The following is a 15125-nucleotide window of genomic DNA, read 5'->3' on the forward strand; positions in this document are numbered from 1 at the left end:
ATGCGCAATGCGTCAACCTTGTCCGCAAGATCATTCGGCGCGTCGCCGTCGGTGCCGAGTTGGCCATAGAATCCGACCAGCGCGGCGTTGGACAAGACGCCCAGCCGCGCCGCGATATCGACGCCCGGTCGCCGCCGCACCGCCGTCAGCGCTGGTGCGCGTGCTTCCCAGGCGCGGACATGCTGTCCCGCCGTGGCATAAAGATCATCGGGAATCTCGACATTCAGCGCCGTCGCCAGACCAAAGCGCCACGCCGTCAGACGATCGACGCCGTCCCATTCGATCTTGACCGATCGGCGTGCGTTGAAGCCGGTGCCGACCACCTTTTCCGCCAGGCGATAGTCGATACCGCGCACCACGCCCTTGCGCTGCGCCTGGTTGAGCGCGCCGCTTGCCGTGCCCTGATCGCCCGACAGCGCGGGGCAGATTGCCCGCGTCATGTCCCAGCCCGGCTCCTTGCTGAAGCGCAGCGCACCGGCCGACAGCGGGCACAGGCCCGCCGGATCGGCGGCGGCCAGATAGGTCTGCATCGCAATGGCATAAAGCCGCGGCGAGTAGCGATCGGCATCGACACTCTGCACCATCAGGCGCGCACTGTCCGCCTCGCCCATGCGCAGCAGCAGCCACGCGCGCTCCGCCGCCCAGTCTGCCCCGTCGATGTCCCGCGGCGTATCGGTCGCGCTCAGCAGCGCCCGGCGCAGCAGGATCGAGGCCCAGCGCGACATGATCGGCGCGTGGGTTTCCTTCATCAGCGTGGCGAGGAACTTGCCCGACTGGTTGCCGAAAGCATTCTGCTCGAACCCGCGCGTCTGCGGCGTCAACGGGCCGATCCGGTCGAGCGAGCGCCGCGCCGTGTCGGGCAGGTCATATTTCGCCTTCTGCGCCGCCAGTTCTTCCGGCGTCAGTTCTTCTTCGGCCGCATTCTGGGCTTCGGCAATCGCCGTCAGATCAGGCGGGATCGCCGGGTTGAGCGGCTGCACCATCGGCACGGATGGCGAAGCCTGGGTCGGAGACTGGGCGGGACGCGACGGTTGGGGCGTGGGCGTGGGCGCTTCGGGCGCTTCGCCGAATCCGGGCGGCAACAGCGATTCGGGCGCCTGCTGCGCCACGACGGGCAAGGTCAGGGCAAGCGCGAAGCTGCCCAGCGCCCATCTGGCATTCGACCGCGACCAGGGCATCCGCCTTACTGACCCAGCTTCTCGGCGGGGATGATCTTTTCGACGCGCTGCTGTGGCTTTTCCCCGCCGCGCGACCAGAAAAAGGCAAGCAAAGCAGCAACAAGGACCACCAGGATGATCGGGACGAAAGGCAGGCGGCTGCCGCGGCGACGCGAACTGCCTTCGAAACTGCTGAAGTTGCGATTATTCTTCATAGATCCTTGGCTTGGCTTTGCGGACCTGAAAGGCCGGCTGACAAAGAAAAGATGCGATTTGCCTCTGTGACGGCTGGCTGTATAGCCCCCCTCGCCATGCAGCGAAACAGCAAAATCCCGGAGAGCCAGACCAGGCGCGGTCCCATCGTATTGGTGGGCATGATGGGCGTGGGCAAATCGACCGTCGGTCGGCGCCTTGCTGCGCGCCTCGGCCTCGGCTTCGTCGACGCCGACGAGGAGATCGAAAAGGCGGCCGGCATGACCGTTGCGGAGATTTTCGAGCGCTATGGCGAATCCTATTTCCGTGACGGCGAGCGCCGCGTGATCGCCCGGCTGATGGACGGCGCGCCCAAGGTGATCGCGACCGGCGGCGGCGCCTTCATGCAGGACGAGACGCGCAGGCTGATTCTGGAGCAGGCGACGGCCATCTGGCTGGATGCTGACATCGACATATTGGTCGACCGCGTGGCGCGCCGCGAAAGCCGGCCGCTGCTGAAGAATCGCGATCCGCGCGTCGTACTCACCGAACTGGCGGCGATCCGCAATCCGGTCTACGCCCTTGCCCCCATTCATGTGAAGAGCATCGCCGCACCGCATGAAGTCGCGGTCGAGCGTATCATGGAGCAATTGACGGCATGGCATTAGTCCGCGTCGCGCTGGACGCGCGCAGTTACGATATCGTCATCGAACAGGGCGCACTCGACCGCGCCGGCGAGACGCTGCGCGGCTTCGCGCGCAAAGGACGGCTGGTGGTCGTCACCGACACCAATGTCGCCGCGACCCAACTGCCCCGCCTGGAGGCCAGCCTGCGCGCCGCCAATGTCGCGGTCGAACCCATCATCCTGCCGCCGGGCGAGCAGACCAAGAGCTGGCGCCATCTGGAGCAACTGCTCGACGCGCTACTGGGCCAAGAGATCGAACGTGGCGACCATATCGTCGCGCTGGGCGGCGGCGTGATCGGCGACCTCGTCGGCTTCGCGGCCTCGATCCTCAAGCGTGGCTGTCATTTCGTCCAGGTGCCAACCACCCTGCTGGCGCAGGTCGATTCGTCGGTCGGCGGCAAGACCGCGATCAACGCGAAGGCCGGCAAGAATCTGATCGGCGCCTTCTACCAGCCCAGCCTCGTCCTGATCGACCCGTCGACGCTCGACAGCCTGCCGCCGCGCGAAACCCGCGCCGGCTATGCCGAGGTGGTGAAATATGGCCTGATCGACGATCCCGATTTCTTCGCCTGGTGCGAAGCCAATGCCGACGCCCTTCTGGCCGGCGACCCCAATGCGCGCACCCATGCGATCGAGCGCAGCGTCAGCGCCAAGGCAGCGATCGTCGCCGATGACGAGCGCGAGACGTCGGGCCGCCGCGCCCTGCTCAACCTCGGCCACACATTCGGCCATGCGCTGGAGGCCGACACCGGCTTTTCCGACATGTTGCTCCATGGCGAGGGCGTCGCGGCCGGAATGGCGCTCGCCTTCCGCTATTCGGCACGGCTGGGGCTGTGCGCGGCGGAGGATGCCGAGCGCGTCACAGCCCATCTCAAGGCCGTCGGCCTGCCCCACGACCTCGCCACCGCCCATGTGACGGCAGACGGCGCAGCGCTGGTGGGCCATATGCTGCACGACAAGAAGATGGCGGCGGGCACCCTCCCCTTCCTCCTCGCGCGCGGAATCGGCCAGACCTTCCTGTCGAAGGATGTGGCGCTGAATGACGTGGCGGCGTTTCTGGAGGAAGAACGGGCGGGCAGTTGACGCGGCTGCGGTTGGTGCAGGTCGCTCACGCTGCATCGTTGATCGGTGGGATAATGAGGGTGGTTTACGGACCAAATTTGACTTCGTCATCCCGGCGTATGCCGGGATCCAGGGTGGCTATTAACAACCCTGGATGCTGACTTTCGTCAGCATGACGGGAGTGGATGAGGGATATATAACCTCATGAGAATAGGCCAACCCTGCGCCCATCCCCCTCATCCAACTTCGCCTAACCGCTGCACGGTAAGGCTTCGTACCCTTCTCCCTCCAAGGGAGAAGGAACAGCAAAAAATGGCCGCGAACGGACATCAGGACCATCCCTCCCTAGCCGGTTCAGGCCAGCATCTCCGCAGTGATCGGCAGCGTCCGGATGCGCTTGCCCGTTGCCGCGTGGATCGCGTTGACCAGCGCCGGGATCACCGGCGGTAGAGCCGGTTCGCCAAGACCGGTGGGCGGGTAGTCGGTCTTCACAAATTCGACGATGATCTCCGGCGTGTCATTGATGCGCAGGAAGGGATGGGTGTCGTAATTGGCCTGCTCCACCGCACCACCGACCTGGGTGATGACCTGCCCGGCCAGCGCCTGGCCCAGCCCTTCGATCACGGACCCCTGCGCCTGATGCAGCGCATTGATCGGATTGATGATCTGGCTGCCGACATCGCCCGCGACCCAAACCGTCTTCACCTTCGGCATCCCGTCGACGATCGCCACCTCCACCACCTCGGCGAAATAGCCCATATGGCTGTAATGGAAGGCGAAACCCTTGCCCGCCCCCTTGGGTAGCGTCTTGCGATCGCCCCAGTTGCCCATGGCAACGGCTTTCTCGATCACCCCTTTGGCCCGCGCGGTGACGAAGGGCGGTGCGTTGTTACCGCGCGGCAATTCCTTCGGATCGCCCAACAGTTCCAGCATCAGCGTCGGCAGATCCTTGCCCGCCGCTTCCGCCACTTCGTCCAGAAACGCCTGATAGACGAAGGCCAGCGCGTTGGAGCCGGGCGCGCGCAGCCAGCCGGTCGGCATGTTGGTGGCAAGGAAGCTCTGTTCCAGCAGGACATTGTCGATAAGGCCGGCCGGCAATTCGGTCGCCGGCAGTTCGGCCGACCGCACCGGCTTGCCATCCTTGCCGAACGTCACGAAATGATCGTGAAAGGCCGTCAGCCTTCCCCCCTTGTCCAGCGCGGCGCGGAAACCGTGCCAGCCGGCCGGGCGATAGAAGTCGCGCTGCATGTCCTGCTGCCGGTTCCACAGCAGCTTGACCGGCACGCCCGGAACCTGCGCGGCGATGGACGCCGCCTGCACCATATAGTCATTCATCAGCCGCCGGCCGAAACCGCCGCCGATTCGCGTGAAGTTGATCCGCACCTTCTCCGGCGGCAGGTTCAGCGCCTTGGCCACCAACCCGCGCCCATTTTCCGGGTTCTGCGTCGGCGCCCAGATTTCGACGGCTTCATCCTTGAATAAAGCGGTGCAGTTTTGCGGCTCCAGAGTGCCATGGGCGAGGAAGGGATAGTCGTAATCGGCGCTGACCGTCTTTGCGGCAGAGGCGAAGGCAGCTGCGATATCGCCGGTACGCACAATGTCGCCATCGGCCTTGCTCTTGCGCTTTTCGGCGGCCTGCGCGGCATAGCCCTCGGTCGAAAAGCCGCTGACGGCGCCCATCTCCCATTCGACCTGTAGCGTCTCGCGCGCCTGATTCGCGCTCCACCAGCTTTTGGAAAGGATCGCAACGCCGTCGAAGCCGGATTCGGGCGTGCCGTCGCCCTTGATCAACAGCACATGCTCGATACCGGGCAGCGCCTTCACCGCGTCCAGATTGGCCGACTTGAAGGTACCGCCAAAGGCAGGGCAGACTTCCAGCACGGCATGAAGCATGCCGGGCAGTTTCGTATCGATCCCGAACAGTGGCTTGCCTGCGACGATGGCAGGCGTGTCCACGCCGCCGATCGACTGACCGATGATGCGGAAAGCCGCAGGCTCTTTCAGCTTCAGCTTTGCCGGATCGGGCGCGGGCAGTTTCGCTGCCGCCACGGCGAGCGAGGCATAGTTGGCAGACTTGCCGGACTTCGGATCGCTGACCTTGCCGCTCGCCGTCGTCAGCGTATCGGGGGCGACATTCCATTGCGCCGCCGCCGCCGCGACCAGCATCGCGCGGGCCGCGGCCCCTGCCTGTCGGCTGGGCAACCATTCGCGCGGCGTGGTGCGGCTACCGCCCGCGGTCTGGCCGCCGAAAATCTTGACGTCGGCGTGGGTCTGTTCGATCGTCACCTGGCTCCAGTCGACGTCCAGTTCCTCGGCGATCATCATCGGCAGCATGGTCTTGGCCCCCTGCCCGATCTCCGCATTCTTCGCGCCGATGACGACGCGATTGTCGGGCAGGATGCGGATAAAAGCGGTGAGAATGATCGGCGTCCCATCCGCCGCGCGCGCCACGGACAGATTGAGGTCGAACAGCAATCCGCCGCCCGCCAGCAGCGAGGCGGAGATGAAGCCGCGGCGTGAGAGGATGGCGACGCTCATGCCTGCGCCTCCCTGATGCCGGCAGCGTCCTTGATCGCGGCGCGGATGCGGACATAGGTAGAGCAGCGGCAGAGATTGCCCATCATCGCGGCATCGATCTCCTCGTCGCTCGGCCTTGGCGTGGCGGCGAGCAGCGCGGTCGCGCTCATGATCTGGCCCGCCTGGCAATAGCCGCATTGGGGCACGTCATGCTTCACCCAGGCAGCGGCGATCCGCTTGCCGGGATCGCTGACCTGCATTCCCTCGATCGTGGTGACGGCCATGCCGTTCACGTCGCCCAGTGGCGTCTGGCAGGAGCGCACGGCATTACCATCGACATGCACGGTGCAGGCGCCGCACAGCCCGGCGCCGCAGCCGAACTTGGTCCCGACCATGTCCAGATCCTCGCGCAGCACCCAGAGCAGGGGCTTGGTAACGTCGCCGTCCACCCGCCGCTTCTCGCCATTCACCGTGAAGCTGATCGCCATGTTTCTACCCCCATATTCTTATGTCGCCAATCAATGCCGATCCGCACGGCGCTGTCCAGAGCCGCTTCAGGATGGCGCCCCGATGCGCTCCACCTCTTCGGCTTCGTCATGGGGGCCGATATGAGCCAGCAGCGCATCCAGTTGCGCACGCTCCTCCACCACGCCCCGCGCCAGCAGCCGCCCGCGCGCGTCGATCAGCGCGGCGCTGGGCCGGTCGCCGGCACGATAATCGCCCAGGACTTCGGCATTGAGGATGATGTCGGTCTCACGGATGCGATGCTGACGCAGCAGGTCGCCATATTCCTCCACCCTCCCCTCTCCCAGGAACAGCAGCCGCAGCCTCTTGCGGTCCGTCAGCGCCAGCGCGTCGCGGATCGCCGAGCGGCTGGCGGCGCAACCGGGGCGGATGAAAAGCAGCAGCATCGCACGACCATCCGCACTCGGCCCGCCGATCGTCAACATGTCCCCGGCCAGTGTCGGCGCGCTCACGATCGGTGCGATCCCGCCCCGTCCGCGTGCCGTACGGTGCGTGCCGGTCGACGCGGGCCGATCCTGCAACGATCGCACCTGCCGCGCGAGCGCCACGACCGCCACGGCCAGCAGAATGACGATGACCCACAGGAGAAAAAGAGAAGCGATCAGCACGGCGCGGCCAGTATCCTCGTCAACAATCCTTGCAATGGGCCAACCGGGCTACCGCCCGCCTACGCCCCGCTCGATAGGGCGTTTGACGTAGGGCTTTGTGGCGCCAGGTCGTTATGTCGGACTTAGGGTCGTTCGCAGGATCCTCTTAGGTGGCCCATGCCGCCTCACAGCGAGTGCGCAAAACACCTCTCCCATAGGCGCTTGCTCCGGCCCGGATTCCTTGTGAATCCGGGCCGTTTCGCGTGACACGCCGTCCGTCTTGCTACGTCAATCGCCCCATTTGCCGCCTGCCAAGCCGTCCTTAACCTTCGCGACAAAGGTTCGAACAGGGGGTTTGGCATGAGGCTGAAACAGGGACTGCTGGGCGCCTTGCTCGCCGCGACGGTGGTTTCGTCGGCTGCCGTGGTAGCCCAGAATGACAAGCCGACCATTCCCCCTGCGCTGGAAAGCAGGATCAAGGGGCTGTCCAAGGAGAAGCGCGACTTCCTGACTTCAGAGCCGGCGGAGATGTTCGCCGGCTCCTATGACAAGCTGTTCGAGCGGCTGGCGACCAAGAGTCCGCAGGAAATCAACGCCTATGTCGAGGCGATGATGGACGCGGTCGCGGCGTCGAAATTCAATCCCAAGACCGACATGGCGGCGATCCCGCTCGATACGGACAACGAGAATTTCAACGGCTGGAAGCTGCGCCGCCCCGATGGACTGGACCCCAAGCGCGAGCCGGGGCCGTTCGAACTGAGCTATTACGCCAATGGCCGGGGCGGCGGCGTCTATGGCGGCGGCATCGCGACATTCGCCGGTGCGCCGGTCGCGATCTTCCCGGAGGATCTGGTCGCGGGCAAGGTCGATGTCGCGATCGTCGGCGCACCGCTGGACATGGGATCGGGCTATCGCGGCGCGAAGGGTGGGCCCTCCGCGATGCGCACCCAATATGGCGCAGGCGGCGTGGACATGTACACGATGGTCGATCCGTCCAAGGAACTGAAGATCGTCGATTATGGCGACATCGCCGTCGACAATATGTCGACCGAGCGCACCGTTGCCCATGTGCGCGAGCGCGTGGCGGAAATCGCGAAGACCGGCGCCATCCCCTTCATCGTCGGCGGCGACCACAGCCTGGAATATAGCGATGTCGCAGGCCTCGCCGATGTCCATGGGAAGGGTAGTTTCGGCGTCGTCCATTTCGATTCCCACTATGATGCGGGCAAGGGCGGGGTCCATTTCATCACCCATGGCGCCCCGGTCTATCGTGCGGTCAAGGAAGGCCATATGCTGGGGAAGAACTATATCCAGGTCGGGCTGCGCGGGCCGTGGCCGGAAAAGGAAGGCTTCGAATGGATGCGCGACAATGGCGTGCGCTACCATGCGATGCCGGAGGTCGAGAAAATTGGCTGGGCCGCGACGATGGAGCGGGCGCTGAGGGAAGCGCGGGAGAGCGGCAAGAAACTCTATGTCTCCTTCGATGTCGATGTACTCGATCCCGCTTTCATCCCCGGCACCGGCACGCCGGTTCCGGGCGGCCTGACCATGCGCGAGGCGATCCCGATCGTACGCCGCCTGTGCGCCGAGAATGAACTGGTCGGCTTCGAGATCGTGGAACTGGCGCCCGTCCTGGACCCGACCTATCGCAGCGCACTCAACGCCAATTTCATCATGCATGCCTGCCTGACCGGCGTCGCCATGCGCAAGAAGGGCATAAGGCAGGCGGGCTTCCTGTCCGACCTCACGACCGAACATGGCCAGCCACTCAGCGGCGAAAAAGCGGCGAAGGCCGGAAAGGCGGAAAAGGTCGATCCCGGCTTTGTACGCGGCAGGCGCCGGCCGACGACCTGAAGTGAAATTTCCGACGGAATGAAGAAGGGTGCTGGTGGAGACCGGCGGCCCTTTTCGTTCCATACGTCATATGCCCCATGTCGTGACCTGCCGCCGCTAACCACATGTCGTCCATGACCGTGCAATGTGCCATGACCGTGCCTCCCCGATCCCGGCACCAGCGGGTGGACGGACGCGCCATGGTCGCCTTTTCCCCGCGCGGCATCCGCGACATGATGCAGGTCGCGCCGGCGCGACTGCTCTTTCCCGATGGTCGCGACGGCGATTTTCCGCTGGCCGTCACGGTGACGACCAGCGGCGGGCTGACCGGGGGCGACCGGCTGGCGCTCGACATCATCGTCGATCCGGGCGCGGCGGCGACGATCGTGCCGCAGGCGGCGGAGAAACTCTATCGCTGCCTGCCCGAGGATGAACCGACCCGGATCGACACCCGCATCAGCATCGGCGCGGGGGCGACCTGCGAATGGCTGGCGCAGGAAGCGATCCTGTTCGACCGCAGCCGGATGCGCCGAACGCTGGAGGCGGACCTGGCGCCCGATGCGCGAATGCTGGCGATGGAGATGCTGGTGCTGGGGCGCGGCGCGATGGGCGAAACTTACCGCGAAGGGCTGATCCACGACGCCTGGCGCATCCGGCGCGACGGGCGGCTGGTCTGGGCCGACGCTTGCCATGTGGATGGTGATTTCGCCGCGCAGGGCCGCGCGCCCTTCGGCTTCGGCGAGGCGACGGCGGTGGCGACGCTGGTGTATGCGGGGCCGGATGCGGGCGACTATCTCGATCTGGCGCGCGGCCTGTTCGACGGGCCGGGGGCGGGCGCGACCAGTTTCGACGGATTGCTGATCCTGCGCCTGACCGCGCCCGATCCGCAGGCGCTGCGCAAGGATGTGATGCGCGCGGCGGGTGTCCTGCGCGCGGCGATCTTCGGCCTGTCGCCAACCATGCCGACCATCTGTTACTGCTGAGGGACGCCATGAATCTGACCGGGCGGGAAAAGGACAAGCTGCTGGTCGCGATGGCGGCGATGGTCGCGCGGCGGCGGCTGGAGCGCGGGGTGAAGCTCAACCATCCCGAGGCGGTCGCGCTGATCAGCGACCATGTGGTCGAGGGCGCGCGCGACGGGCAACCGGTCGCGGCGCTGATGGCCAGCGGCGGCCATGTGCTGACCCGCGATCAGGTGATGGAGGGAGTGGCGGACATGATCCACGATATCCAGGTCGAAGCGACCTTTCCCGACGGCACCAAGCTAGTCACCGTGCATCGGCCAATCCGGTGAGGGATATCTTGCCCTTTCCACAACCGCCGTTCGGTTCGAGCTTGTCGAGAACCATGCGCGCCAGTTCTCGCCCTTCGACAGGCTCAGGATCTCGAACCGAACGGGATGAGGGGAAGGCACGATGATCCCCGGCGAGATCATCCCGGCGGCAGGCGACATCATGCTGAACGCAGGGCGGGAGGCGATCAGCATCACCGTCGCCAACAGCGGCGACCGGCCGATCCAGGTGGGCAGCCATTATCATTTCGCCGAAACGAACCCGGCGCTGCTCTTCGACCGAGTGGCGGCACGGGGATACAGGCTGGACATTCCATCGGGTACCGCCGTCCGCTTCGAACCGGGGCAGAGCCGGGACGTGCGGTTGGTCCCCTATGCGGGCGGGCGCGTGGTGATCGGCTTCCGGGGCGATGTGATGGGGGAATTGTGATGCGCGCAACAGCCGTTCGCTTCGAGCGTGTCGAGAAGCGGTCAGAGCGCGCTCATCGTTTAGCTTCGCTGAACTCGGCTCTGCCTCGTTTCTCGACTTCGCTCGAAACGAACGGAGGAGAGCGCCCATGCCCGTAACCATGTCCCGCCGCGCCTATGCCGGGATGTTCGGGCCGACCGTGGGGGACCGGGTGCGGTTGGGCGACTCTTCCCTCTTCATCCGGGTCGAGGAGGACCGGACCATTTACGGCGAGGAGGTGAAGTTCGGCGGCGGCAAGGTGATCCGTGACGGCATGGGCCAGAGCCAGATGAGCCGCGCGGAGGGCGCGCCCGACACCGTCATCACCAATGCGCTGATCCTGGACCATTGGGGCATCGTTAAGGCCGACGTGGCGATCCGCGACGGGCTGATTTGCGCTATCGGCAAGGCAGGCAATCCCGATGTGCAGCCTGGCGTCGACATCGCGATCGGGCCGGGCACGGAGATCATCGCGGGCGAAGGGCGCATCCTGACCGCAGGTGGCATCGACGCGCATATCCATTTCATCTGTCCGCAGCAGGTGGAGGAAGCGCTGAACGCGGGCATCACGACGATGCTGGGCGGCGGCACCGGCCCGGCGCATGGCACGCTGGCGACAACCTGCACGCCGGGCAGCTGGCATATCGGGCGGATGCTCCAGGCGCTGGAGACGATGCCGATGAATTTCGGCCTGTTCGGCAAGGGCAATGCCAGCCGCCCCGACGCGCTCATTGAGATGATCCGCGCGGGTGCCTGCGGCCTGAAACTGCATGAGGATTGGGGGACGACGCCCGCCGCGATCGACTGTTGCCTGACGGTGGCGGACGAGATGGACATTCAGGTCACGCTGCACACCGACACTTTGAACGAGGGCGGTTTCGTCGAGAGCACCGTCGCGGCCTTTGCCGGGCGGACGATCCACGCCTTCCATACCGAGGGGGCGGGCGGCGGCCATGCGCCCGACATCATCAAGGTCGCGGGGCTGCCCAACGTCCTGCCCTCCTCCACCAATCCGACCCGGCCCTATACCGTCAACACGATCGAGGAACATCTCGACATGCTGATGGTGTGCCATCATCTCGACCCGAAGATCGCGGAGGATGTCGCCTTCGCCGACAGCCGCATCCGCAAGGAGACGATCGCGGCGGAGGATATTCTCCACGACCTTGGCGCCTTCTCCATGATGTCGTCGGACAGCCAGGCGATGGGGCGCGTGGGCGAGACGATCATCCGTTGCTGGCAGACGGCGGACAAGATGAAACAGCAGCGCGGGTCGCTGGGCAGTGACGACACGGACAGCGACAATTTCCGGGCGAAGCGCTACATCGCCAAATATACGATCAATCCGGCGATCGCCCATGGCATCAGCCATGTCGTGGGGTCGATCGCAGTGGGGAAGCTGGCCGATCTGGTGCTGTGGTCACCTGCCTTCTTCGCGGTGAAGCCGGACCTCGTCATCAAGGGCGGCAGCATCGCCACCGCACCGATGGGCGACGCCAATGCCAGCATCCCGACGCCCCAGCCGGTCCATTATCGCCCGATGTTCGGCGCGCTGGGCCGGGCGGGCGCCCTGTCGGCGGTGCATTTCGTGTCGGCGGCGGGGATCGCCGAGGGGATTGGTGAGCGGCTGGAACTCGCCCGGCCGCTGGCGGCGGTGCGCAATGTGCGCGGCGGGATCGGCAAGGCATCGATGATCCTCAATGACGCCATGCCGCATATCGAGGTCGATCCGGAAACCTACGAAGTACGCGCCGATGGCGAGTTGCTCACCTGCGAACCGGCCAGCGTGCTGCCGTTCGCGCAACGCTATTTCCTGTTCTGATGGACAAGGCGCACCATCATTCCTCCCCTGTAAGGCGAGGATTTTCAAGGAAACACCCCATGCTGACCGCCCATGACGTCATCCCCGCCGGTCACTGGTCCGGCCCGGCCACCGACCATATCACGCTGGACCATGATGCACGGCATCGGCGACGCTGGTATTATACTGCCGACCATGGGACCGCCTTCCTACTGGACCTTGTTCGCGCAACGGTGCTGAACCATGGTGACGCGCTCCAGCTATCGGACGGACGACTGGTCGAAGTGCTGGCCGCACCCGAAGCGCTGGTCGAAGTCACCGCCGACAGCCCCGCGACGATGATCCGCCTAGCCTGGCATATCGGCAACCGCCACCTGCCCGCCGAACTCCACCCCCATACCATCCGCCTGCGCGACGACCATGTCATCAATGCGATGCTGGAAGGACTGGGCGCCACCGTGACGAAGATCGAGGCGCCCTTCACGCCCGAAGGCGGCGCCTATTCCGGGGGGGGCCACAACCACGATCATCATCACGATGATGACGATGATGACCATGACCACCACCATCATCATCATGATCATGCTGGCTGACGCCGCGCTCCATCGGCTGCTGGCCTGGACCTCGCCCGCCTATCCGGTGGGCAGCTTCACCTACAGCCATGGCCTCGAAACGGCGGTGGAGGATGGCCGGGTGCGCACCGCCGCCGACGTCACTGCCTATGTCGAGGCGGTGCTGGCCCGGGGCGGCGGCTGGGTGGATGCGGTGCTGTTCGTGCATGGCTATCATGCGGCGGGCAATGCGGCGGCGTTCGATGCGGTCGCGGAACTGGCGGGTGCGTTTCGGGGCAGCAGCGAGACGGCGCTGGAAAGCCGGCAGCAGGGCGGCTCCTTCCTGTCGGTGACGCGCAGGGCGTGGCCGCATCCGGCGCTGGACGCGTTCGCCGCGCGCTGGGCGGATCGCCCGATGGCCCATGCCGCCGTCATGGCGCTGGCCTGCGCGGCGCATGGCGTGCCGCTGGAACCGGCGCTGCATGCCTGGCTGCATGCGACGGCGGCGAACCTTGTTTCGGCGGGAGTGCGGCTGGTGCCGCTCGGCCAGACCGACGGACAGCTGGCGCTCGCCGCCCTTTCCCACGCCATCCCAGCGGTCGTGGCCAAGGCGCTCGTCACCTCGCTCGATGACCTTGGCACCGCAGCGCCCGAACTGGAACTGGCCAGCCTCGCCCATGAAACCCTCTACACAAGGCTTTTCCGCTCATGACCTCTCATAACGGCCCCTTGCGCGTCGGCATCGGCGGCCCGGTCGGCTCCGGCAAGACCGCGCTCACCGACCGGCTGTGCAAGGCGATGCGCGACCATTACAACATCGCCGCCATCACCAACGACATCTACACCCGCGAGGATGCGGAGTTTCTGACCCGATCCGGCGCACTCGTTCCCGAACGCATCATGGGCGTGGAAACCGGTGGCTGCCCGCACACTGCCATCCGCGAGGATGCCAGCATCAACCTGGCCGCCGTGGACGAGATGAGCAGGAAATTTCCGGGGCTGGAGGTGATCTTCATCGAAAGCGGCGGCGACAATCTGGCCGCGACCTTCAGCCCCGAGCTGGCTGACATCACCATCTATGTCATCGACGTATCCGCGGGCGACAAGATCCCGCGCAAAGGCGGCCCCGGCATCACCCGATCGGACCTGCTGGTCATCAACAAGATCGACCTCGCCCCGCTGGTGGGCGCGGACCTTGGCGTGATGGACCGGGACGCGAAGAAGATGCGCGGCACCCGACCCTTCCTCTTCACCAATTTGAAGGGCATGATAGGGCTGGACGCGATCATCGACTTCATCGTCGCAACCGGCGGGCTGCGGCCTTTCCCCGCCGTAGAAACCGCCGGCTGATGGACCGCGCCGCCTATGTCCTGCGCGAAAAGCGGCTCTATAACAAGTGGGTCGCCAGCCAGACATTGGAGGATTATGCCCTGCGCTACACCGCCGACAGCGCCCGGCGCTGGACGGCGGGACAGGTGGCGGGCACAGCGATCGGCGCGACCGCCTTTCTCGCCTGCGAGGCGATCGGCGCGTCCATCACCCTGACCTATGGCTTCGCCAACAGCGTCGCCGCGATCGCAGTCGCCGTCGCGCTGATGTTCGTCATCGGCCTACCCATCGCCTATCACGCCGCCAAGCATGGCCTGGACATCGATCTGCTGACGCGCGGCGCAGGCTTTGGCTATCTCGGCTCCACCCTCACCTCGCTCATCTATGCCAGCTTCACCTTCCTGCTCTTTTCGGTGGAAGCGACGATCATGGCGGTAGCGCTCAGGGCCATGACCGGCATGCCGATGAGCATCGCTTATCTGGCGAGTGCGCTCGTCGTCATTCCCATCGCGCTCTACGGCATGAGCGCCATCACCCGCTTCCAGAATGCGACCCAGGCCTTCTGGCTCATGTTCCAGATCGCGCCGATCGCCTATATCTTCTGGTCGGGACCGGAAGCGCTGGCAGAGTGGAGTCGGTTCACGGGCCAGCTGGGCGCAAAGGACGGCAGCGTCAGCCTGCTCTATTTCGGCTTCGCCCTCTCCACCCTCCTTTCCCTGCTGCCGCAGATCGGCGAGCAGGCGGACTATCTGCGCTTCCTGCCGGCGAGGGCAAAGATCGGCCGGGGGAAATGGTGGGCGGCGATGCTGGCGGGCGGCCCCGGCTGGACGCTGATCGGCGGCATGAAGCTGCTGCTGGGCAGCTGGCTCGCTCATTTTCTCGTCCGCAGCGCCGCCTTGCAGAGCGAGGCATCCAGTCCCACGACGATGTTCCAGTCGATCTACTCCGCCATGTCCGGTCAGGCCGGGCTGTCGCTGCTGCTGACCGGCCTGTTCGTCATCATCTGCCAGCTCAAGATCAACGTCACCAACGCCTATGCCGGGTCGATCGCCTGGTCGAACTTCTTCGCCCGCCTGACCCACAGCCATCCCGGCCGCGTCGTCTGGCTGATCTTCAACGTGCTGCTAGCGCTGCTGCTGATGGAAGT

General features: G+C 65.5%; 15 protein-coding genes and 1 pseudogene. 11 read left to right on the plus strand and 5 right to left on the minus strand.

Annotated elements, in window-relative coordinates:
* Together VMR39_RS03915 and VMR39_RS03920 are read right to left on the minus strand one after the other, a co-directional pair.
* Positions 1–1178, minus strand: a pseudogene (locus VMR39_RS03915) (hypothetical protein); the annotation flags it as partial.
* Between the two features lie 5 nt (positions 1179–1183).
* On the minus strand, positions 1184–1372 hold the full coding sequence (locus VMR39_RS03920; RefSeq protein ID WP_325414552.1) for a hypothetical protein: 189 nt from the start codon (positions 1370–1372) through the stop codon (positions 1184–1186).
* A gap of 96 nt (positions 1373–1468) precedes the next feature.
* Here VMR39_RS03920 and VMR39_RS03925 point away from each other — a divergent pair, with 96 nt between their 5' ends.
* Together VMR39_RS03925 and aroB are read left to right on the plus strand one after the other, a co-directional pair.
* On the plus strand, positions 1469–2017 hold the full coding sequence (locus VMR39_RS03925; RefSeq protein WP_325414553.1) for a shikimate kinase: 549 nt from the start codon (positions 1469–1471) through the stop codon (positions 2015–2017).
* Positions 2008–3117 (plus strand): 3-dehydroquinate synthase, encoded by a 1110-nt coding sequence (aroB, locus tag VMR39_RS03930; RefSeq protein WP_325414554.1) that lies wholly within the window; start codon positions 2008–2010, stop codon positions 3115–3117. The genes VMR39_RS03925 and aroB overlap by 10 nt, the downstream gene beginning before the upstream one ends.
* Before the next feature lie 333 nt (positions 3118–3450).
* Here the strand turns inward: aroB and VMR39_RS03935 are convergent, their stop codons facing one another.
* The 3 genes from VMR39_RS03935 to VMR39_RS03945 all read right to left on the minus strand — a co-directional run bounded on the left by VMR39_RS03935 (position 3451) and on the right by VMR39_RS03945 (position 6746).
* Positions 3451–5634 carry a xanthine dehydrogenase family protein molybdopterin-binding subunit gene (locus tag VMR39_RS03935; RefSeq protein WP_325414556.1) on the minus strand — a complete coding sequence of 728 codons (2184 nt, stop codon included), beginning with the start codon at positions 5632–5634 and terminating at the stop codon, positions 3451–3453.
* The gene (locus tag VMR39_RS03940) at positions 5631–6101 is read right to left on the minus strand and encodes a (2Fe-2S)-binding protein (protein ID WP_325414558.1); all 471 of its coding nucleotides are present in this window, start codon (positions 6099–6101) and stop codon (positions 5631–5633) included. Before VMR39_RS03940 ends, VMR39_RS03935 begins: the two co-directional genes overlap by 4 nt.
* 66 nt (positions 6102–6167) lie before the next feature.
* A complete protein-coding gene (locus VMR39_RS03945) occupies positions 6168–6746 on the minus strand; it encodes a methylamine utilization protein MauD (protein ID WP_325414560.1) in 579 nt (192 codons plus the stop codon).
* 339 nt (positions 6747–7085) lie between these two features.
* Here VMR39_RS03945 and VMR39_RS03950 point away from each other — a divergent pair, with 339 nt between their 5' ends.
* The 9 genes from VMR39_RS03950 to VMR39_RS03990 form a co-directional block, all read left to right on the plus strand.
* Complete coding sequence (locus VMR39_RS03950; RefSeq protein ID WP_325414562.1) at positions 7086–8579, plus strand: agmatinase family protein; 1494 nt, start codon at positions 7086–7088, stop codon at positions 8577–8579.
* 131 nt (positions 8580–8710) lie between these two features.
* Positions 8711–9541 (plus strand): urease accessory protein UreD, encoded by an 831-nt coding sequence (locus VMR39_RS03955; protein ID WP_325414564.1) that lies wholly within the window; start codon positions 8711–8713, stop codon positions 9539–9541.
* A gap of 8 nt (positions 9542–9549) precedes the next feature.
* Entirely contained in the window at positions 9550–9852 is a 303-nt protein-coding gene (locus VMR39_RS03960; RefSeq protein ID WP_325414565.1) for an urease subunit gamma, read from the plus strand.
* A gap of 121 nt (positions 9853–9973) precedes the next feature.
* Positions 9974–10279 (plus strand): urease subunit beta, encoded by a 306-nt coding sequence (locus tag VMR39_RS03965; RefSeq protein ID WP_325414567.1) that lies wholly within the window; start codon positions 9974–9976, stop codon positions 10277–10279.
* Between the two features lie 127 nt (positions 10280–10406).
* Entirely contained in the window at positions 10407–12119 is a 1713-nt protein-coding gene (gene ureC / locus VMR39_RS03970; RefSeq protein WP_325414569.1) for an urease subunit alpha, read from the plus strand.
* A 59-nt stretch (positions 12120–12178) separates the two neighbouring features.
* Positions 12179–12691: an urease accessory protein UreE gene (ureE, locus tag VMR39_RS03975; protein WP_325414571.1), complete on the plus strand. Its 513-nt coding sequence runs from the start codon at positions 12179–12181 to the stop codon at positions 12689–12691.
* Complete coding sequence (locus VMR39_RS03980; RefSeq protein WP_325414573.1) at positions 12648–13361, plus strand: urease accessory protein UreF; 714 nt, start codon at positions 12648–12650, stop codon at positions 13359–13361. The genes ureE and VMR39_RS03980 overlap by 44 nt, the downstream gene beginning before the upstream one ends.
* On the plus strand, positions 13358–13999 hold the full coding sequence (ureG, locus tag VMR39_RS03985; protein ID WP_325414575.1) for an urease accessory protein UreG: 642 nt from the start codon (positions 13358–13360) through the stop codon (positions 13997–13999). Before VMR39_RS03980 ends, ureG begins: the two co-directional genes overlap by 4 nt.
* Positions 13999–15125: purine-cytosine permease family protein (locus VMR39_RS03990; RefSeq protein WP_414712449.1), on the plus strand; the 1127-nt coding region annotated here is incomplete at its 3' end. The genes ureG and VMR39_RS03990, both read left to right, overlap by 1 nt.

It is taken from the genome of Sphingobium sp. (genome assembly GCF_035511395.1).
GTDB lineage: Bacteria > Pseudomonadota > Alphaproteobacteria > Sphingomonadales > Sphingomonadaceae > Sphingobium.